Genomic DNA, 19,403 nt, shown 5'->3' on the forward strand with positions numbered 1-19,403 from the left:
ATACGTGCGCTTGAGCACTTCACGGGCACTCATTTACACGCAGTGATGACGAGAACGCCATGGCCGGGCTGATTCCCCAGAGCTTTATTGACGACCTTCTGAACCGCACCGACATTGTCGATGTTGTCAGCTCGCGCCTGCAATTGAAGAAAGCCGGCAAAAACTACACGGCCTGCTGCCCGTTCCACAAGGAAAAAACCCCGTCATTCAGCGTCAGCCCCGACAAGCAGTTCTACTACTGCTTCGGCTGCGGCGCAGGCGGCAACGCCCTCGGCTTCCTGATGGACCACGACAACCTGGACTTTCCCCAGGCGATCGAGGACCTGGCGAAAGCCGCCGGCATGGAAGTCCCCCGCGAAGAAAGTGGCCGCCCGCATAAACCACGGCAACCCACCGACTCGCCGCTGTACCCCCTGCTGACTGCCGCTGCCGACTTCTACCGTCAGGCCCTTAAAAGCCATCCGCAGCGCAAGGCCGCCGTCGACTACCTGAAAGGGCGCGGCCTGACCGGCGAAATCGCCCGGGACTTCGGCCTCGGCTTTGCTCCACCGGGCTGGGACAACCTGTACAAACACCTGAGCAGCGATACCCTGCAGCAAAAAGCCATGATCGACGCCGGCCTCCTGGTTGAGAACGCCGAGACCGGCAAGCGCTACGACCGCTTCCGCGACCGCGTGATGTTCCCGATCCGCGACAGCCGTGGTCGCATCATCGCCTTCGGCGGCCGAGTGCTGGGGGATGACAAACCCAAGTACCTGAACTCCCCGGAAACCCCGGTATTCCACAAGGGCCAGGAACTCTATGGCCTGTTCGAGGCGCGCAAGAACAATCGAAACCTCGATGAAATCATCGTGGTCGAAGGCTATATGGACGTGATCGCCCTGGCCCAGCAAGGTTTGCGCAACGCCGTGGCCACCCTCGGCACCGCCACCAGCGAAGAACACTTGAAGCGCCTGTTTCGCGTCGTGCCAAGCGTGCTGTTCTGCTTCGACGGCGACCAGGCCGGCCGCAACGCCGCCTGGCGCGCGCTCGAAGCCACCCTGTCGAGCCTGCAGGATGGGCGCCGCGCGCGCTTCCTGTTCCTGCCCGAAGGGGAAGACCCGGACACCCTGGTGCGCTCCGAAGGCACCGATGCATTCCGCGCCCGCATCAATCAACATGCGCAACCGTTGGCGGATTATTTCTTCCAGCAACTGACCGAAGAAGCCGACCCACGCTCCCTCGAAGGCAAGGCCCATATGGCCACCCTCGCGGCACCCTTGATCGACAAGGTTCCAGGCGCGAACCTGCGCACCCTGATGCGCCAACGCCTGCTGGAAATTACCGGGCTGAGTGGCGAGGCCGTCAGCCAGCTGGTGCACAGCGCGCCGCAGGACGCGCCGCCTGCCTACGACCCAGGCATGGATTATGACGCCATGCCGGACTATGCCGACTTCCATCAACCCCAGGAGGCGTATGCCCCCCAGCAGGAATGGACGCCGAAGAAGCCCGGTGCCGGCGGCAAGAAATGGGACAAGAAACCCTGGAGCAAAAACGGCAAGCGCGGCGATCGCGATGAAGCCTATGCCCCGCGCACACCGGTCGCCGTAGAAGCGCCCACATTGATTGCCCTGCGCACGCTTATCCACCACCCGCAATTAGCGAGCAAGGTTGAAAGCGCCGACCATTTTGCCAACGCGAGCAATACCTACGCTCAGGTGCTGATCGCACTGATCGAGGCCGTGCAGAAAAATCCTAAGCTAAACTCCATTCAGCTGATGGCTCGCTGGCATGGCACAGAACAGGGTCGTTTGTTGAAGGCGCTCGCGGAAAAGGAGTGGCTAATTGACGGCGATAACCTTGAACAACAGTTTTTAGACACCATTACTAGGTTATCCGCGGGCCAGCACACGCAGACCCTCGATGAACTCATCAAGAGAGCAAGACAGCCGGGATTATCGGCTGAAGAGCAAATTCAGATAGCAAAACAGATGCGCGACCTCTTAAAACAGAATGTTTCCGCATCAAACCCGACCTCAGCTGGCGTGTGAGGTCATAGCTCGGGTATAATCCTCGGCTTGTTTTTTGCCCGCCAAGACCTTCAGTGGATAGGGTGTTATGTCCGGAAAAGCGCAACAGCAGTCTCGTATCAAAGAGTTGATCACCCTTGGTCGTGAGCAGAAGTATCTGACTTACGCAGAGGTCAACGATCACCTGCCTGAGGATATTTCAGATCCAGAGCAGGTGGAAGACATCATCCGCATGATTAATGACATGGGGATCCCCGTACACGAGAGTGCTCCGGATGCGGACGCCCTTATGTTGGCCGACGCCGATACCGACGAGGCAGCCGCTGAAGAAGCCGCTGCCGCGTTGGCCGCGGTGGAGACCGACATCGGTCGCACGACTGACCCTGTGCGCATGTATATGCGTGAAATGGGTACCGTCGAGTTGCTGACACGCGAAGGCGAGATCGAAATCGCCAAGCGTATCGAAGAGGGTATCCGTGAAGTGATGGGCGCAATCGCGCACTTCCCTGGCACGGTTGACCACATTCTCTCCGAGTACACTCGCGTCACCACCGAAGGTGGCCGCCTGTCCGACGTCCTGAGCGGTTATATCGACCCGGACGACGGCATCGCGCCGCCTGCTGCAGAAGTACCGCCGCCTGTCGATGCCAAAGCCGCGAAAGCGGACGATGACACCGAAGACGACGATGCCGAAGCCAGCACCGACGACGAAGATGAAGTCGAAAGCGGCCCAGACCCGATCATTGCTGCCCAGCGTTTCGGCGCGGTTTCCGATCAAATGGAAATCACCCGCAAGGCCCTGAAAAAGCACGGTCGCTCCAACAAGCTGGCAATTGCCGAGCTGCTGGCGCTGGCTGAGCTGTTCATGCCGATCAAGCTGGTACCGAAGCAATTCGAAGGCCTGGTTGAACGTGTTCGTAGCGCCCTTGAACGTCTGCGTGCACAAGAGCGTGCGATCATGCAGCTCTGTGTCCGTGATGCGCGCATGCCGCGTACCGACTTCCTGCGCCAGTTCCCGGGCCACGAAGTGGACGAAAGCTGGAGCGACGCCCTGGCCAAAGGCAAGGCGAAGTACGCTGAAGCCATTGGCCGCCTGCAGCCGGACATCATCCGTTGCCAGCAGAAGCTGACCGCACTCGAGACCGAAACCGGTCTGACGATTGCCGAGATCAAGGACATCAACCGTCGCATGTCGATCGGTGAGGCCAAGGCCCGCCGCGCGAAGAAAGAGATGGTTGAAGCGAACTTGCGTCTGGTGATCTCCATCGCCAAGAAGTACACCAACCGTGGCCTGCAATTCCTCGATCTGATCCAGGAAGGCAACATCGGCTTGATGAAGGCGGTGGACAAGTTCGAATACCGTCGCGGCTACAAGTTCTCGACTTATGCCACCTGGTGGATCCGTCAGGCGATCACTCGCTCGATCGCCGACCAGGCCCGCACCATCCGTATTCCGGTGCACATGATCGAGACGATCAACAAGCTCAACCGTATTTCCCGGCAGATGTTGCAGGAAATGGGTCGCGAACCGACCCCGGAAGAGCTGGGCGAACGCATGGAAATGCCTGAGGATAAAATCCGCAAGGTATTGAAGATCGCTAAAGAGCCGATCTCCATGGAAACCCCGATCGGTGATGACGAAGACTCCCACCTGGGTGACTTCATCGAAGACTCGACCATGCAGTCGCCAATCGATGTCGCCACTGTTGAGAGCCTTAAGGAAGCGACCCGCGACGTACTGTCCGGCCTCACTGCCCGTGAAGCCAAGGTACTGCGCATGCGTTTCGGCATCGACATGAATACCGACCACACCCTTGAGGAAGTCGGTAAGCAGTTTGACGTGACCCGCGAGCGGATCCGCCAGATCGAAGCCAAGGCGTTGCGCAAGTTGCGCCACCCGACGCGAAGCGAGCATCTGCGCTCCTTCCTCGACGAGTGACACCAGAACCCCCGGCCCAGGCCGGGGGTTTTGCTTTGTACAGATAAAATCCTGCGCAAATCCCCTCCCCCGCAATGCCCGTCTACACTCGAAACATTCCCCGTGCCATAACGAGACCGTTATGCCCAGATTGCCGACTGTGTTACTGCTGTCGCTGCTGACCTGGACCGCAACGGCTGGCGCGTTGACTCTTAGCGATGATGAGCGTGGCTGGCTGGCGGACCATCAGGAGTTGCGCGTGGGGGTGGACGCCTCCTGGCCACCCTTCGAATACCGTGATGAAGAGGGCCGCTACCAAGGCTTGGCGGCGGACTACGTACGCCTGATCCAGGAACGCCTGGGGGTCAGGATCAAACTGATTGAGCCGGTCAATTGGAGTGCCTTGCTGGAGCAGGCACGCCACAGCCAACTCGACCTGCTGCCGGGCATCATGTCTACCCCCGAACGCCAGGACTTCATGGCATTCACACGCCCTTACCTGGACTTTCCCATTGTCATCCTCGCCCATGAAGGCGGCGCCCGACCACGCAACCTCAATGACCTTTATGGGCTGAAGATTGCCGTGGTGGAAAACTATGCCCCCCATGAACTGCTACGCACCCACCATCCAGACCTCAACCTGGTGGCCCTGCCCAATGTCAGTTCGACGCTGCAGGCCTTGGCCACCGACGAAGTCGACGCCGTGGTGGGCGACCTCGCGTCGAGCGTCTGGAGTCTGCGCCAGCTCAAGCTCGATGGCCTGTACGTAAGTGGCGAAACGCCGTACCGCTATCAATTGGCGATGGGCGTACCACGGGACAACAAAATACTGGTGGGTATCCTGGACAAGGTTCTCGCCGACCTCAGCCCTGCTGAAACAGAAGCCATCCAGCAACACTGGGTGGGCAGCCTCACCGACCATCGTACGTTCTGGACCGACCTGCTGATGTACGGCCTGCCCGCGGTGCTGTTGTTGAGCACCGTTTTGGCCATCGTCATTCGGATCAATCGCCGGCTGAGTTCGGAAATTTCCCGCCGCGTCGCCCTCGAACAGGAACTGCGCAGCAGCGAATACCATTATCGCGGCCTGGTGGAGAGCCTGTCCGCCATCGCCTGGGAAGCCAGCGTTACCGATTTCACCTACAGCTATGTGTCACCCCACGCCGAGGATCTGCTCGGTTACCCGCGCGCCCATTGGCTGATTCCGGGCTTCTGGCGCAACATCATTCACCCCGCCGACCTCATCCGCGCCGAAGCCTATTGCTACCGGGAAACCCGCGCCAACCGCGACCACAGCATCGACTATCGGGTGATCACGGCGGACGGCCGCTGCCTTTGGGTGCGTGACATTGTGAGCCTGATCGAACACGGCCATGAACCAGTGTTGCGGGGCTTGATGATCGACATCAGCGAAGCCAAACGTACTGAAGAGGCGCTGCAGCTTTCCGAGCAAAAGTTTGCTTCCGTGTTTCAGCAATGCCCCGACATCCTGGTGATCGCGCGACTGTCCGATGGCTGCCTGCTTGAGGTCAACAAAGCATTTGAGGACCAAGTGGGCCTGAAAGCCGCAGAGGTGATCGGAAAAACCGCGACCGCCCTGAATATCTGGGGCATCCCCGGTATCGGCCCCGATCTGTTGAAACGCGTGCAAACCACCAGCATTCGCAACCTGGAAATGCCCTTTCTGCGCAGCAATGGCCAGGCCTTTATCGGGCTGATTTCCGCCGAACCGTTTCAACTCGACACCACCGAAGCCATTGTGGTGGTGGTCCGCGACATCACCCAACTCAAGGAAACCCAGCAACAACTGCAAATCTCCGAAGAGAAATTCGCCAAGGCCTTCCACGCCTCTCCCGATGGCTTGCTGCTGAGCCGCCAGCGGGATGGCCTGCTGATTGAAGTGAACGATGGTTTCAGTCGCATCACCGGCTTCAACAGTACGACATCCCTCGACCAATCGACCCTTGACCTGGGCATCTGGGTCGATCTTAACGAACGCAAGCACATGCTGGAGTTGATGCATCGAGATGGATACGTGCGTGACTTCATCTGCCATATACGCCGCAGCGACGGGCAGATCCGGCTGTGCGAAGTCTCCAGCCGCCCACTGCCAATTGCCGGTGAAGACTGCATGCTCACCATCGCCCGGGACATCACCGAGCGCCAGCTGATGCAGGAAAAACTGCAGCAGGCCGCCACGGTATTCGAGAGTACCGCCGAGGGCGTATTGATCACCGACACGCGCCAGAACATCAGCGCCGTCAACCGCGCCTTCAGCGAGATCACCGGCTACAGTGAAGCCGAAGCCCTGGGCCAGACACCGCGCCTGCTCGCCTCCGGCCTGCATGACAGCGCCTTCTACGCCGCCATGTGGCACCAGTTGACGGCCCAAGGTCATTGGCAGGGCGAAATCTCCAACCGCCGCAAGAACGGCGAGTTGTACCCCAGCTGGCTGACCATCAGCGCCGTGCGCAACCGCGACCAGTTGATCACGCATTTTGTCGCGGTGTTTGCCGACATCTCCAGCCTCAAGCTGGCCCAGGCGCGCCTCGACTATCAGGCGCACCACGACCCACTGACCGGCCTGCCGAACCGCACGCTGTTTGAAAGTCGGCTGCAGGCGGCCCTCAACGGCCATCAGGAAACCGGCAAACAAGGCGCGGTGCTGTTTCTCGACCTGGATCGTTTCAAACACATCAATGACAGCCTCGGCCACCCGATCGGCGACCTGCTGCTCAAAGACATCGCCGTACGCCTCAAGGAGCAACTGCGTGACATCGACACCGTCGCGCGCCTGGGCGGCGATGAATTCATCATCCTTCTACCCGGCCTGCAACACGCCAGCGACGCCGAGCAACTGGCCAATAAGCTGCTGGCCTGCTTCACCCCACCGTTCCAGGCCGGCGAACACGAGTTCTTCATCAGCGCCAGCATCGGCACCAGCCTGTACCCCCAGGACGGTACCGACGTGGCCACCCTGGTCAAGAACGCCGACGCCGCGATGTACCGCTCCAAGGCCAAGGGCCGTAACCGGGTCGAAAGTTACACCCGCGACCTGACAGCCCAGGCCAACGAGCGCGTGGCACTGGAGCACGAACTGCGGCGAGCCATCGAACGTGATGAGTTGGTCCTGTATTACCAGCCAAAACTGAGCCTGCTGACACAAGAATTGATCGGCGCCGAAGCCTTGATCCGCTGGCACCACCCCACCTTTGGCGACGTCTCGCCCGAACACTTCATTGCCCTGGCCGAAGAGAACGGCATGATCCTGCAGATTGGCGACTGGGTGCTGGAGCACGCCTGTCGGCAAATGCACACCTGGCAAAGCACTTTCGATGACTTTGGCCCACTATCGGTCAACCTCGCCGGCGCGCAACTGCGCCACCCTGGTTTACTGGCTCGTATCGAACAGCTACTGCGCGACTACAGCCTCGAACCGGGCTGCCTGCAATTGGAGATCACTGAAAACTTCATCATGAGCCAGGCCGAAGAAGCGCTGGCAGTCCTGCACCAACTCAAGCGCCTGGGCGTACAGCTGGCGATCGACGATTTCGGCACCGGCTATTCGTCCCTCAGCTATCTCAAGCGCCTGCCGCTGGATTTCCTGAAGATCGACCAGTCCTTCGTCCGCGGCCTGCCTGACGACCCCCACGACGCAGCCATCGTGCGCGCCATCATCGCGCTGGGCCACAGCATGCAATTCACCATCATCGCAGAAGGCGTGGAGAACCCCGCGCAGCAAGCCTTCCTGGCTGCTGAAGGCTGCGAACAGATGCAGGGCTACATCGTCAGCCTGCCGCTACCGCCCGAGCTTTTTGCGACGACCTTCCTTCGCAGGAGCATTGAGGATTTTTCGGATAGCACAGTGGAGAAACCATCGTTATAATCCGCGACCTACTGAGGGCCTATAGCTCAGTTGGTCAGAGCAGAGGACTCATAATCCTTTGGTCCACGGTTCAAGTCCGTGTGGGCCCACCAATTCGAAAGCCGCGCATTGCGCGGCTTTTGTGTGTCTGGCACAGACGTTTTGCGTGGGGGGCGGCCTACAACCTTACTTCGCAAACAACTGCCCAATATCCCTGAATGCCTTGAACTCCAACGCATTACCGCACGGGTCGAACAGGAACAAGGTCGCCTGCTCACCCACCTGTCCCTTGAACCGAATATGCGGTTCCAACACAAACGTCGTCTGCCGCGCCTGTAAACGGTCTGCCAGGGCGTGCCAATCTTCCCAGCCCAGCACCACGCCAAAATGCGGCACGGGCACGTCGTGGCCGTCGACGGCGTTGGTGTGGGCGGCTTCCTGGGAGGCGGTTTTCGGGTGTTCGTGAATCACCAGTTGATGGCCGAAGAAGTTGAAGTCGACCCAGTGTTCGCTGGAGCGGCCCTCCTCCAACCCAAAGACGTCGCCGTAGAAGTGCCGTGCAGCGGCGAGATCGAATACCGGAATTGCCAGGTGAAAGGGCGCGAGTGTCATCAGTTCAAACCTCTATGGGCGTTAGTTAGCCGAGTTTAGCCTTGCTCCCAACGATGAAAAGACGATAGTTTTTGCGTCGAGCTCAAAAAATTTTGATGAATCGAGACCCCCATGTTGCGTGAATTGAAGACCTTTATTGCGGTAACGCGCCACGGGACGTTTGCGGCAGCGGGCATGCATATCGGGCTGACGCAGTCAGCGGTGAGTGCCCAGATTCGTCAGTTGGAGCAAGCGCTGGGCGTGCAGTTGTTCGACCGCACCGGCCGCCAGGCCACCCTGAATGCCGCCGGTTTGCGCGCATTACCCTTGGCCAAGGAGATTCTGGAGACCTTCAACCGCATGGCGGTGCCGGTGAATACCAATGAATACCGGGGTGAGTTGAAAGTCGGTGCTATCACTACGGCTCAAACCGGTTTGCTGCCCCAGGCGTTGGTGCGCTTGCGCCAGGCCGCACCAACGGTTGAGTGCAAGTTGGTGCCTGGTGTCTCCCTGGAGCTGTTGAACCAGGTCGACGCTGGAGAGTTGGATTCGGCAATCATCATTCGACCGCCCTTCGACCTGCCCAAGGAGTTGTATGTGCAGGTGCTGCGCAAGGAGCCGTTCGTGTTGGTCGTGCCGAACACATTGGTGGGCGACGACCCTTTGCACCTACTCAACACCCAGCCCCATGTGCGCTATGACCGTGCTTCGTTTGGCGGCCGACTCGTGAGCCGGTTTCTGCGCGAGCAGAAGCTTGAGATGCAAGTGGCGCTGGAGCTGGATGAACTCGAAGCCATCGTCAGGATGGTGGAGTGTGGCCTGGGCGTATCGTTGATTCCAAAGGCAGGCTTGTGGCTGGAGCGCTCGCCCCAAGTAAGAATAATCCCGCTGGGCAAGCTGACTTTTTTCCGCGAGATCATCCTGCTGGGCCGCTACAGCCAACGTCACCTGCCGGTGCCACAACTGTTTGCCCGCTGCCTGCTGGCCGATCCAAGCCTGTAACATGCGTTCCCATTGCCGCCCGTCACGGAGCCTCACGTGCCTGTTCTAGATGAAATCGATCGCCAGTTGATCGCCGCCCTGCAGATCAACGCCCGCGAAAGCGTGGCCATGCTCGCCCGGCAGTTGGGCATTGCGCGCACCACGGTGACGTCGCGCCTTGCGCGCCTGGAGAAAACCCAGGTGATCACCGGTTATGGTGTGCGCCTGGGTCAACGCGTGGCAGATGGCGGCTTGCAGGCCTACGTGGGAATCACCGTGCAACCGCGCTCGGGCAAAGAAGTGCTGCGCAGGCTGAGCGCCATGGCCCAGGTTCAACAATTGTGTGCGGTCAGCGGCGAGTTCGATTACGTGGCCTGGTTGCGCACCGATTCGCCGGAACAGCTCGATCAATTACTGGACCAGATCGGCAGTGTCGATGGCGTGGAGAAAACCACCACATCGATCATCCTCAGTAACAAATTGGATCGCGGCCAACCCATCTGACCACCTAATTCGTCACTATGACTAAAAACAATTCATTCCGACGACACTTTGCGTCTTATTAACGAACGTAACGCTCCCTAAACTGGCTGCCATCTTTTCCTATACTCAGCGGGTCACTTCCCGCCGAGTCGTCAGCAAGGGCCCGCCATGAGCATTCCGTCCAGCACCATCAGCAAGACCCATCGCCACCCTGCCGACGGTAAAAAACCCATCACCATCTTTGGCCCGGATTTCCCGTTCGCCTTCGATGACTGGATCGAACACCCCGCCGGACTCGGCAGTATCCCCGCCGCCAACCATGGCGCCGAAGTGGCCATCGTCGGCGCCGGTATCGCCGGGTTGGTCGCCGCCTACGAGCTGATGAAGCTGGGCCTCAAGCCCGTGGTGTATGAGGCCTCGAAGATGGGCGGCCGTTTGCGTTCCCAGGCCTTCGAAGGCGCCGAAGGCATCATCGCCGAGCTGGGCGGCATGCGCTTTCCGGTGTCGTCCACCGCGTTCTATCACTACGTCGACAAGCTGGGCCTGGAAACCAAACCCTTCCCCAACCCGCTGACGCCAGCTTCCGGCAGTACGGTGATCGATCTGGAAGGCCAGACCCACTACGCACAAAAGCTGTCCGATTTACCCGCGCTGTTCCAGGAAGTGGCTGACGCCTGGGCCGACGCCCTGGAAGCCGGCTCGCAGTTCGGCGATATCCAGCAAGCCATCCGCGATCGTGATGTGCCGCGCCTCAAAGCGTTGTGGAACAAGCTGGTGCCCTTGTGGGACGACCGCACCTTCTACGACTTCGTAGCCACCTCCAAGGCCTTCGCCAAGTTGTCGTTCCACCACCGCGAGGTGTTTGGCCAGGTAGGTTTCGGCACCGGCGGCTGGGACTCGGATTTCCCCAACTCCATGCTGGAAATATTCCGCGTGGTCATGACCAACTGTGACGATCACCAGCACCTGGTGGTCGGCGGCGTAGCCCAGGTGCCGCTGGGCATCTGGCGCCATGTGCCGGATCGTTGCGCCCATTGGCCCGCCGGTACCAGCCTGAGCTCGCTGCACCGCGGTGCACCACGGGCCGGGGTAAAACGCATCGCCCATGCTGCCGATGGCCGTTTCGCGGTGACCGACAACTACGGCGATACCCGCGAATACGCGGCCGTGCTCACCACCTGCCAAAGCTGGCTGCTGACCACCCAGATCGAGTGCGATGAAACCCTGTTCTCGCAAAAGATGTGGATGGCCCTGGACCGTACCCGCTACATGCAATCGTCAAAGACCTTCGTGATGGTCGACCGCCCGTTCTGGAAAGACAAAGACCCGGAGACCGGCCGCGACCTGATGAGCATGACCCTCACCGATCGCCTCACGCGCGGCACTTACCTATTCGACAATGGCGACGACAAACCAGGGGTGATCTGCCTGTCGTACTCGTGGATGAGCGACGCGCTGAAAATGCTCCCGCAGCCCATCGACAAGCGGGTGAAACTGGCGCTGGACGCCTTGAACAAGATCTACCCGAAGGTCGACATCAAGGCGCGCATCATCGGCGACCCGATCACCGTGTCCTGGGAAGCCGACCCGCATTTCCTCGGGGCCTTCAAAGGCGCGCTGCCGGGTCACTACCGCTACAACCAGCGTATGTATGCGCACTTCATGCAGAAGGACATGCCCGCAGAACAGCGTGGAATTTTTATCGCCGGTGACGACGTGTCCTGGACTCCAGCATGGGTGGAGGGCGCGGTACAAACCTCATTGAACGCGGTGTGGGGCATCATGACCCACTTTGGCGGCAGCACTCACCCCGAGAACCCGGGGCCGGGTGATGTGTTCGATGAGATCGGGCCGATTGCCCTGGCTGACTAAGGAGTTGAACATGCGCGTCGCCCTGTACCAATGCCCACCGCTGCCGCTGGATGTCGCAGGCAACCTCAAGCGTCTGCACCAACTGGCGCATGAAGCGTCCGGCGCCGACGTGCTGGTGCTGCCGGAGATGTTCCTCAGCGGTTACAACATCGGTGCCGAAGCCGTGGGTGCCTTGGCCGAAGCCCAGGACGGGGAGTCTGCCCAAGCCGTTGCCGAAATCGCGCAGAGCGCCGGGCTGGCGATTCTGTACGGCTACCCGGAGCGGGCCGAAGACGGGCAGATCTACAACGCCGTGCAGTTGATCGACGCCCACGGCCAGCGCCTGTGCAACTACCGCAAGACCCATCTGTTCGGGGATCTGGATCACTCGATGTTCAGTGCCGGCGACGATGATTTCCCGCTGGTGGAACTCAACGGATGGAAGTTGGGGTTCCTGATCTGCTATGACCTGGAGTTCCCGGAAAACACCCGACGCCTGGCCCTGGCCGGTGCCGAGCTGATCCTGGTGCCCACCGCCAATATGGCGCCGTTCGACTTTGTCGCCGATGTCACCGTGCGGGCGCGAGCCTTCGAAAACCAGTGCTATGTGGCCTACGCCAATTACTGCGGGCACGAAGGCGATATCCAGTACTGCGGGCAAAGCAGCATTGCCGCACCGGATGGCCAGCGAATCGCCCAGGCGGGCCTGGATGAAGCCTTGATTGTCGGGACAGTGGACCGGCAATCGATCCTCGACGCCCGCGCCGCCAACCATTACCTGCAAGACCGGCGTCCCGAGCTTTACGGCCCGCTGCACAAGCCCTGATTGAATGGGTTTGTTAGCATAGGCACTTGCCCCGTTCTGGAAGTGCCCATGCCCGCCCCGGCCCACCTTTATCCCGTTCACCTGACCCTAGCCAATGGCCTGCGGGTTTCCCTGCGCCATGCACCGCGCTTAAAACGTTGCGCGGCGGCGCTGCGGGTGGCTGCCGGTAGCCACGACGTGCCGTTGGCCTGGCCGGGGCTGGCGCATTTTCTTGAGCATTTGTTGTTTCTGGGAACCGAGCGTTTTCCCGCCGGAGAAGGGCTGATGGCCTACGTGCAGTGCCACGGCGGCCAAGTGAATGCAAGCACCCGCGAACGCACCACGGACTTCTTCTTTGAACTCCCGGTTTCAGTCTTTGCCCACGGGCTGGAGCGGCTGGCGGACATGCTGACCCATCCGCGCCTGACCCCGGAAGATCAACGGCGCGAGCGCGAAGTGCTGCACGCCGAGTACGTCGCCTGGTCCCAGGATGCCAAGGCACAGCAGCAGGTGGCGCTGCTAGAAGGCTTGGCAGCGGATCATCCACTGCGCGGCTTTCACGCGGGCAACCGCGACAGCCTGCCGGTGGAGCGCGAGGAATTTCAAAAGGCACTCAGGGAATTCCACGGATATTTCTATCAAAGCGGGCAGATGACCTTGAGCCTCGCCGGCCCGCAACCGCTGCAAGAACTGGAAGCCCTGGCGCAGCGTTTCAGCGCGCAACTGATCGCTGGCCCCTTGCATCCGCAGGCCTCACCACCGGCCTTGATGCGAGGCCAGGCTCGGCGCTATCAACACATCGACAACAACCACCTGCACCACGTCATCACCTGTGACGCGCCCCGTGAAGCCCTGGATTTCCTCTGCACCTGGCTCAATGCCTCTGCGCCGGGCGGGCTGCTCGCCGAGTTAAAAACCCGACACTTGGCCAGCGCCCTGCAGGCATCGGTGCTGTACCACTTCGCCGGACAAGCCGTGCTGGACATCGACTTTACACTCGACAGCAAGGACGAACCGACCACACCCATTGAGGCGCTGCTGCACGACTGGCTGAGCTTTTTCGCACACAGCGATTGGACGCCACTGCGCGAAGAGTTCGCCCTGCTGAACGCTCGCCAACAACAGGTCCAGGGCGCCCTGGCATTGGCTCGAAACAACAGCGAAGACCTCAGTGAACTGGGCGTCGCCGCGCTCAAGGCCCTGCTTGATTCACTGCACTTGCCGCCCGCCGAACACCGTTGGCAACTGCCCCCGAACAACCCGTTCCTGCGCCCACCGGTCAAAGAAGAACGCGCCGGCCTGATCCGTGGCCAAACCAGCGCTCACCGAGGCTTGCGCACGTTTGCCCAGGATCGTTCACGGGGGCGAAGGGACGTATCGGCGCTGACCTTCAGCCAGGCCTTGGCGGATGACGGCGATGAAGGTGCGCTGTATGTGCAGTGGCGCTTCGACGCGCCAGCGCCTGCCGGGCTGGAAAACACCTTGCAGCCATTGCGTGAATATGCGCGCCAGGCGGGCGTCGAATTATCTCTCGAAGCCACCGGCCATGATTGGCTGGTGAAGATGACTGGGCTGCACGAGCCGATGCCGGCCGTGCTGGAGGCGTTGGCGCAGCGCCTGAACCTGCCGCAGGAAACTGCCCCGGCACCTGCGCCCATGATCGCTATCCGGAAACTGCTCCAGGCCCTGCCCGCGTGCTGCGCCACCGGCCGTGCCGACGCCAGCGAACAGCCTGGATCCTGGGCCACTGCGCGCTGGCACGGCCTGGGGCTGAGTCTGCCCGCCGCATGTGAAACGTTGATAAAGGCAGCCGCCGCCCGTCTGCCTGGGCAACCTGCACACTTCGAACCTTCTCTTCAACACCTCGGCGGTCAACGTGTGTGGCATACGGTTAAAACTGACTCAACCGAAGCCGCCGTGCTGCTGTTTTGCCCGGCACCCAGCCAATCCCTGGCCGATGAAGCCTCATGGCGGCTGCTTGGGCACGTGCTCCAAGGGCCGTTCTACCAACGCCTGAGGGTCGAGTTGCAATTGGGCTACGCCGTATTCAGCGGTGTCCGACAGATCAACGGGCAAACCGGCCTGCTGTTGGGTGTGCAATCACCCAGCGTTTCACTGGCAGGTATCGTCGATCACCTGCAAGCCTTCCTGAAACACCTACCGTTGTTGATCGACGGCACCGATGACGTGGGCAATCACGCCTTGGCACAGCAGTTCTGCGCTGCGACGTTACCGATCACCCAAAGCGCCGAACTGCTTTGGCACGCGCGCCTGGCGGGCCATCCGTCGGATTACCTGTACCGGCTTCAACAACTGATCCAGGCCCGCACACGGGAGGACCTGCAACACGCGGCCCAACAGCTGCAGGATGCGACCGGCGGCTGGCGCTGCATCGCCAACGGCCCGCCTGTCGACGAGAGCTGGCAACCGGCGAGCTGATCATTGCCAACCCTGCAACATGCTTTTTCCACCAAGACAGCGCTAACTTGAGAAGAATTGCGTAACATTCCCACGCACACATCTGAACATCTCCGACTGGAGGTGGACTATATGTATTACTTGGTAGTAAACGTCCCATCCCTTCGTAGGAGTAAGAATATGACCTGGTCCAAACCTGCTTACACTGATCTGCGCATCGGCTTCGAAGTCACCATGTACTTCGCCAGCCGCTAAGCCGCTGGGTAATACAACGCCTCGGTTCGCCCGGGGCGTTTTTGTTTTGAGCTTTGCTTGATGGAGCGGCCATGTTTGTCCAGATTCTAGGTTCCGCCGCTGGCGGCGGCTTCCCGCAGTGGAACTGCAACTGCGTGAACTGCGCAGGTTTTCGTGACGGCAGCCTGCGGACGCAGGCGCGGACCCAGTCGTCCATCGCCATTTCCGACGATGGCGTGAACTGGGTACTGTGCAATGCCTCACCGGATATCCGCGCGCAACTCCAGGGTTTTGCGCCGATGCAGCCCGGCCGCGCACTGCGCGACACCGGCATCAGTGCCATCATCCTGATGGACAGCCAGATCGACCACACCACCGGCCTGTTGAGCCTGCGCGAAGGTTGCCCGCACCAGGTGTGGTGCACCGACATGGTCCATGAAGACCTGAGCACCGGCTTCCCGCTGTTCACCATGCTCACCCACTGGAACGGCGGCCTGGCCTGGAACCGCATCGAGCTGGATGCCAGCTTCACCATCCCGGCCTGCCCCAACCTGCGCTTCACCCCGCTGCCACTGCGCAGCGCTGCCCCGCCCTACTCACCGCACCGCTTCGACCCGCACCCTGGCGATAACATCGGCCTGATCGTCGAAGACCTGCGCACCGGCGGCAAACTGTTCTACGCCCCGGGCCTGGGCAAAGTCGACGCGCCGTTGCTGGAGATCATGGCCGGCAGCGATTGCCTGCTCGTGGACGGTACGATGTGGGACGACGATGAAATGCAGCGCCGTGGCGTCGGCACCCGTACCGGCCGCGAGATGGGCCACCTGGCGCAGAATGGCCCCGGCGGCATGCTCGAAGTGCTGGAGCAATTGCCCAAGCAGCGCAAGGTGCTTATCCACATCAACAACACCAACCCGATCCTCGATGAAGATTCTCCCGAGCGCGCGGAACTGGTGCGGCGCAATGTCGAAGTCGCTTACGACGGCATGAGCATTGAATTGTAGGAGCAGACGACATGACTGACACACCATTGAGCACCGCCGAGTTCGAAGCCGCCTTGCGGGCCAAAGGCGCCTTCTACCATATTCATCACCCGTACCATGTGGCGATGTATGAAGGCCGTGCCACCCGCGAGCAGATCCAGGGCTGGGTCGCCAACCGTTTCTATTACCAGGTGAACATCCCGCTGAAAGATGCGGCGATCCTGGCCAACTGCCCGGACCGCGAGATCCGTCGCGAATGGATCCAGCGCCTGCTCGACCACGATGGCGCACCCGGTGAGGACGGCGGCATCGAAGCCTGGCTGCGCTTGGGCCAGGCGGTCGGCCTCGACCCCGACCAGTTGCGTTCCCAGGAACTGGTGCTGCCCGGCGTACGCTTTGCGGTAGACGCCTACGTCAACTTTGCGCGCCGCGCCAGCTGGCAGGAAGCCGCCAGCAGCTCCCTCACCGAGCTGTTCGCGCCGCAGATCCATCAGTCGCGCCTCGACAGCTGGCCGCAGCACTACCCGTGGATCGACCCCACCGGATACGAGTATTTCCGCACCCGCCTGGGCCAGGCGCGGCGCGATGTGGAGCATGGGCTGGCAATCACCTTGCAGCACTACACCACCCGTGAAGGCCAGGAGCGCATGCTGGAAATCCTCCAGTTCAAACTCGACATCCTGTGGAGCATGCTGGATGCCATGAGCATGGCCTACGAACTGAAACGCCCGCCGTATCACAGCGTGACCGAGCAGCGGGTGTGGCATAAAGGGATCACCCTATGAGCTTCGATCGCAGCAGAAAACCGACCTGGCGCCAGGGCTACCGTTACCAGTACGAACCCGCGCAAAAAGGCCATGTGTTGCTCTACCCCGAAGGCATGATCAAGCTCAACGACAGCGCCGCGCTGATTGGTGGCCTGATTGACGGTGAGCGCGACGTGGCGGCGATCATTGCTGCCCTCGAAGAACAGTTCCCCGGCGTGCCTGAGCTGGGTGACGACATCGAGCAATTCATGGAGGTCGCCCGTGCTGAGCACTGGATCACCCTTGCCTGAGAAACCCGCCATCGGCCTGCCGCTGTGGTTGCTCGCCGAGTTGACCTACCGCTGCCCGCTGCAATGCCCGTATTGCTCCAACCCGCTGGACTTTGCCGAGCAGGGCAAGGAGCTGAGCACCGAGCAGTGGGTCAAGGTATTTCGCGAGGCCCGCGAGATGGGCGCGGCGCAACTGGGGTTTTCCGGCGGTGAGCCGCTGGTGCGCCAGGACCTCGCCGAGTTGATCGCCGAGGCGCGCAAGCTGGGGTTCTACACCAACCTGATCACCTCGGGCATCGGCCTGACCGAGCAGAAGATCAGCGATTTCAAGAAAGCCGGCCTGGACCATATCCAGATTAGCTTCCAGGCCAGCGACGAACAGGTGAACAACCTGCTGGCGGGTTCGAAAAAAGCCTTCGCGCAAAAGCTGGAAATGGCCCGCGCAGTGAAGGCGCATGGCTACCCGATGGTGCTGAACTTCGTCACCCATCGGCACAATATCGACAAGATCGACCGTATCATCGAGCTGTGTATTGCGCTGGAAGCGGATTTTGTCGAGCTTGCCACCTGCCAGTTCTATGGCTGGGCGCAGCTCAATCGCGTGGGTTTATTGCCGACGAAGGAACAACTGGTGCGCGCCGAACGCATCACCAACGAATACCGTGCCAAGCTCGAAGCCGAAGGCCATCCGTGCAAGCTGATCTTCGTGACACCGGACTACTACGAGGAGCGCCCGAAGGCCTGTATGAACGGCTGGGGCAGTATCTTTCTGACCGTGACGCCAGACGGCACCGCCCTGCCCTGCCACGGCGCCCGACAGATGCCGGTGCAGTTTCCCAATGTGCGCGACCATAGCATGCAGCACATTTGGTACGACTCTTTCGGGTTCAACCGCTTTCGCGGCTACGACTGGATGCCCGAGCCGTGTCGTTCGTGCGATGAAAAGGAAAAGGATTTCGGTGGCTGCCGTTGCCAGGCCTTCATGCTCACGGGGGATGCGAGCAATGCCGACCCGGTGTGCAGCAAGTCCGAGCAGCACGGCATCATCCTCAAGGCGCGGGAGGAAGCCGAGCACGCTACCCAGACCATCGAGCAACTGGCCTTTCGCAATGATCGCAATTCACGGCTCATCGCAAAAGGCTGACGGGCTCAGCGCTTGGCGATGATGTACACGGCGTGAATGATGCCTGGGAAGTAACCGCACAAGGTCAGCAGAATATTCAGCCAGAACGCGCCAGCGAAACCCACTTGCAGGAACACACCCAGTGGCGGCAGCAGAATGGCGATGATGATACGAATGAAGTCCATGGGTCAGCTCCAGAAAATCGGCTCGTGTGAACCGTGTAGCTAATCGACCTTGGGCGTTCGTGAGGGTTCAGTGGGATCTGGCACCGGGCCATCCCTCAGGCCAGAATTTCTAACCCATGCTTTTGCACGATACTAAGAAGTTTGAGCGCCATGCCGCTGGGTTGCTTCTCGCCAGATTCCCATTTCTTCACCGTGGAGGCGCTGGTATTCAGGTAACGAGCAAACACCGGTTGGCTGACATGGCTACTTTCACGTAGCAGCTTGATCTGTTCGGCAGGTATTTGTTCCGGGACGGCAGAGAAGCACGCTTCGTCGTATTCACGAAGGGTAGTTTTACTAATAGCACCGATGGCATAAAGCGCTTTGGCGGATTGGTGAATGGACTCCAGCGCTTCACTTTCATATTTTTTGGTCATGATGTATCTCCACAAACTCCCTGAGATCCAAGAGCTGCTGGATCTGCGTTTCGTTTAAGCCTTCATAAACTTTTGCCATCGCCCGAAACCAAGCCAAATCTTTCTGACTGATATTGCTTTGGTCTTGCTTGGCGAACAGCAACTGATAAACCCAGTATTGCCTGCCCTTGGCCAACACTATGGAGCGATGCCTATTCTGGTTGAGGCGTTTCTTCCAGACACCGCCTCCCAAATTGTCAGCTTGTCCCCTGAGCAATTGGCCAAACGCGTCCCTCAACTCCGAATCGTAGATCCAGGACTTGCTGGCCGCATCAGCAAACTGCCGTGTTTTAAATAACCTAAGCCTCATGGATATCCCTTCCCACAAACATACCACCCAGTGGTATAGATTAGAAGTGGAGCAACCCGTGCTCCGTCGACAGTCCTTATCGACGCACGCTAAAAAGCCATTGTTTTCACAGGCGATCAATCAACGCTTTCAATCCAAAAATTTCACACGCAAAAA

Annotated in this window: 17 protein-coding genes and 1 tRNA gene; 14 read left to right on the plus strand and 4 right to left on the minus strand. The window is 60.2% G+C overall.

Annotated elements, in window-relative coordinates; genetic code table 11:
• Positions 1-59 precede the first annotated feature (59 nt).
• The 4 genes from dnaG (at position 60) to J1N02_RS10590 (ending at position 7,905) form a co-directional block, all read left to right on the plus strand.
• Positions 60-2,030: a DNA primase gene (dnaG, locus tag J1N02_RS10575; RefSeq protein ID WP_027605924.1), complete on the plus strand. Its 1,971-nt coding sequence runs from the start codon at positions 60-62 to the stop codon at positions 2,028-2,030.
• A gap of 67 nt (positions 2,031-2,097) precedes the next feature.
• Positions 2,098-3,948, plus strand: a complete 1,851-nt coding sequence (gene rpoD / locus J1N02_RS10580) for an RNA polymerase sigma factor RpoD (RefSeq protein ID WP_027605925.1) — start codon at positions 2,098-2,100, stop codon at positions 3,946-3,948.
• 121 nt (positions 3,949-4,069) lie between these two features.
• Positions 4,070-7,813, plus strand: a complete 3,744-nt coding sequence (locus J1N02_RS10585; protein ID WP_169898674.1) for an EAL domain-containing protein — start codon at positions 4,070-4,072, stop codon at positions 7,811-7,813.
• 15 nt (positions 7,814-7,828) lie between these two features.
• A tRNA-Ile gene (locus tag J1N02_RS10590) sits at positions 7,829-7,905 on the plus strand.
• A gap of 73 nt (positions 7,906-7,978) precedes the next feature.
• Here the strand turns inward: J1N02_RS10590 and J1N02_RS10595 are convergent.
• Positions 7,979-8,404, minus strand: a complete 426-nt coding sequence (locus tag J1N02_RS10595; RefSeq protein ID WP_027605927.1) for a VOC family protein — start codon at positions 8,402-8,404, stop codon at positions 7,979-7,981.
• Positions 8,405-8,515: 111 nt separating this feature from the next.
• On the opposite strand from J1N02_RS10595, the gene J1N02_RS10600 reads away from it, so the two are divergent.
• The 10 genes from J1N02_RS10600 (at position 8,516) to pqqE (ending at position 18,318) form a co-directional block, all read left to right on the plus strand.
• The gene (locus J1N02_RS10600) at positions 8,516-9,385 is read left to right on the plus strand and encodes a LysR family transcriptional regulator (RefSeq protein WP_027605928.1); all 870 of its coding nucleotides are present in this window, start codon (positions 8,516-8,518) and stop codon (positions 9,383-9,385) included.
• 36 nt (positions 9,386-9,421) lie between these two features.
• Positions 9,422-9,868: an Lrp/AsnC family transcriptional regulator gene (locus J1N02_RS10605; RefSeq protein ID WP_032883895.1), complete on the plus strand. Its 447-nt coding sequence runs from the start codon at positions 9,422-9,424 to the stop codon at positions 9,866-9,868.
• A gap of 168 nt (positions 9,869-10,036) precedes the next feature.
• On the plus strand, positions 10,037-11,719 hold the full coding sequence (locus tag J1N02_RS10610) for a flavin monoamine oxidase family protein (protein WP_421147355.1): 1,683 nt from the start codon (positions 10,037-10,039) through the stop codon (positions 11,717-11,719).
• A gap of 10 nt (positions 11,720-11,729) precedes the next feature.
• Complete coding sequence (locus tag J1N02_RS10615) at positions 11,730-12,524, plus strand: carbon-nitrogen hydrolase family protein (RefSeq protein ID WP_146477715.1); 795 nt, start codon at positions 11,730-11,732, stop codon at positions 12,522-12,524.
• A gap of 48 nt (positions 12,525-12,572) precedes the next feature.
• On the plus strand, positions 12,573-14,942 hold the full coding sequence (gene pqqF / locus J1N02_RS10620) for a pyrroloquinoline quinone biosynthesis protein PqqF (protein ID WP_421147350.1): 2,370 nt from the start codon (positions 12,573-12,575) through the stop codon (positions 14,940-14,942).
• A 159-nt stretch (positions 14,943-15,101) separates the two neighbouring features.
• Positions 15,102-15,176 (plus strand): pyrroloquinoline quinone precursor peptide PqqA, encoded by a 75-nt coding sequence (gene pqqA / locus J1N02_RS10625; protein WP_003194766.1) that lies wholly within the window; start codon positions 15,102-15,104, stop codon positions 15,174-15,176.
• Positions 15,177-15,247: 71 nt separating this feature from the next.
• Positions 15,248-16,159: a pyrroloquinoline quinone biosynthesis protein PqqB gene (gene pqqB, locus J1N02_RS10630; RefSeq protein ID WP_027605933.1), complete on the plus strand. Its 912-nt coding sequence runs from the start codon at positions 15,248-15,250 to the stop codon at positions 16,157-16,159.
• A gap of 11 nt (positions 16,160-16,170) precedes the next feature.
• Positions 16,171-16,923 (plus strand): pyrroloquinoline-quinone synthase PqqC, encoded by a 753-nt coding sequence (gene pqqC, locus J1N02_RS10635; protein ID WP_065938223.1) that lies wholly within the window; start codon positions 16,171-16,173, stop codon positions 16,921-16,923.
• Complete coding sequence (gene pqqD, locus J1N02_RS10640) at positions 16,920-17,195, plus strand: pyrroloquinoline quinone biosynthesis peptide chaperone PqqD (protein WP_027605935.1); 276 nt, start codon at positions 16,920-16,922, stop codon at positions 17,193-17,195. Before pqqC ends, pqqD begins: the two co-directional genes overlap by 4 nt.
• Positions 17,188-18,318, plus strand: coding sequence for a pyrroloquinoline quinone biosynthesis protein PqqE (gene pqqE, locus J1N02_RS10645; protein ID WP_414887610.1), 1,131 nt, complete (start codon positions 17,188-17,190; stop codon positions 18,316-18,318). Before pqqD ends, pqqE begins: the two co-directional genes overlap by 8 nt.
• A gap of 5 nt (positions 18,319-18,323) precedes the next feature.
• Here the strand turns inward: pqqE and J1N02_RS10650 are convergent, their stop codons facing one another.
• The 3 genes from J1N02_RS10650 to J1N02_RS10660 form a co-directional block, all read right to left on the minus strand.
• Complete coding sequence (locus tag J1N02_RS10650) at positions 18,324-18,482, minus strand: YqaE/Pmp3 family membrane protein (RefSeq protein WP_024077743.1); 159 nt, start codon at positions 18,480-18,482, stop codon at positions 18,324-18,326.
• Between the two features lie 95 nt (positions 18,483-18,577).
• Positions 18,578-18,898, minus strand: a complete 321-nt coding sequence (locus J1N02_RS10655; protein ID WP_414887611.1) for a helix-turn-helix domain-containing protein — start codon at positions 18,896-18,898, stop codon at positions 18,578-18,580.
• Positions 18,882-19,247, minus strand: a complete 366-nt coding sequence (locus J1N02_RS10660; protein WP_169898686.1) for a type II toxin-antitoxin system RelE/ParE family toxin — start codon at positions 19,245-19,247, stop codon at positions 18,882-18,884. The genes J1N02_RS10655 and J1N02_RS10660 overlap by 17 nt, the downstream gene beginning before the upstream one ends.
• Between the last annotated feature and the right edge of the window lie 156 nt (positions 19,248-19,403).

Origin of the sequence: Pseudomonas sp. NFX5 (assembly GCF_049132125.1) — a bacterium.
Taxonomy (GTDB): Bacteria; Pseudomonadota; Gammaproteobacteria; order Pseudomonadales; family Pseudomonadaceae; genus Aquipseudomonas; species Aquipseudomonas marginalis.

Coding starts and splice junctions, on each gene's coding strand:
- pqqD (WP_027605935.1), top strand. CDS start 16,920: ATGAGCTTCGATCGCAGCAGAAAACCGACCTGGCGCCAGGGCTACCGT.
- J1N02_RS10615 (WP_146477715.1), top strand. CDS start 11,730: ATGCGCGTCGCCCTGTACCAATGCCCACCGCTGCCGCTGGATGTCGCA.
- J1N02_RS10585 (WP_169898674.1), top strand. CDS start 4,070: ATGCCCAGATTGCCGACTGTGTTACTGCTGTCGCTGCTGACCTGGACC.
- J1N02_RS10600 (WP_027605928.1), top strand. CDS start 8,516: ATGTTGCGTGAATTGAAGACCTTTATTGCGGTAACGCGCCACGGGACG.
- J1N02_RS10650 (WP_024077743.1), bottom strand. CDS start 18,482: ATGGACTTCATTCGTATCATCATCGCCATTCTGCTGCCGCCACTGGGT.
- pqqB (WP_027605933.1), top strand. CDS start 15,248: ATGTTTGTCCAGATTCTAGGTTCCGCCGCTGGCGGCGGCTTCCCGCAG.
- rpoD (WP_027605925.1), top strand. CDS start 2,098: ATGTCCGGAAAAGCGCAACAGCAGTCTCGTATCAAAGAGTTGATCACC.
- J1N02_RS10655 (WP_414887611.1), bottom strand. CDS start 18,898: ATGACCAAAAAATATGAAAGTGAAGCGCTGGAGTCCATTCACCAATCC.
- dnaG (WP_027605924.1), top strand. CDS start 60: ATGGCCGGGCTGATTCCCCAGAGCTTTATTGACGACCTTCTGAACCGC.
- pqqC (WP_065938223.1), top strand. CDS start 16,171: ATGACTGACACACCATTGAGCACCGCCGAGTTCGAAGCCGCCTTGCGG.
- J1N02_RS10595 (WP_027605927.1), bottom strand. CDS start 8,404: ATGACACTCGCGCCCTTTCACCTGGCAATTCCGGTATTCGATCTCGCC.
- pqqF (WP_421147350.1), top strand. CDS start 12,573: ATGCCCGCCCCGGCCCACCTTTATCCCGTTCACCTGACCCTAGCCAAT.
- J1N02_RS10660 (WP_169898686.1), bottom strand. CDS start 19,247: ATGAGGCTTAGGTTATTTAAAACACGGCAGTTTGCTGATGCGGCCAGC.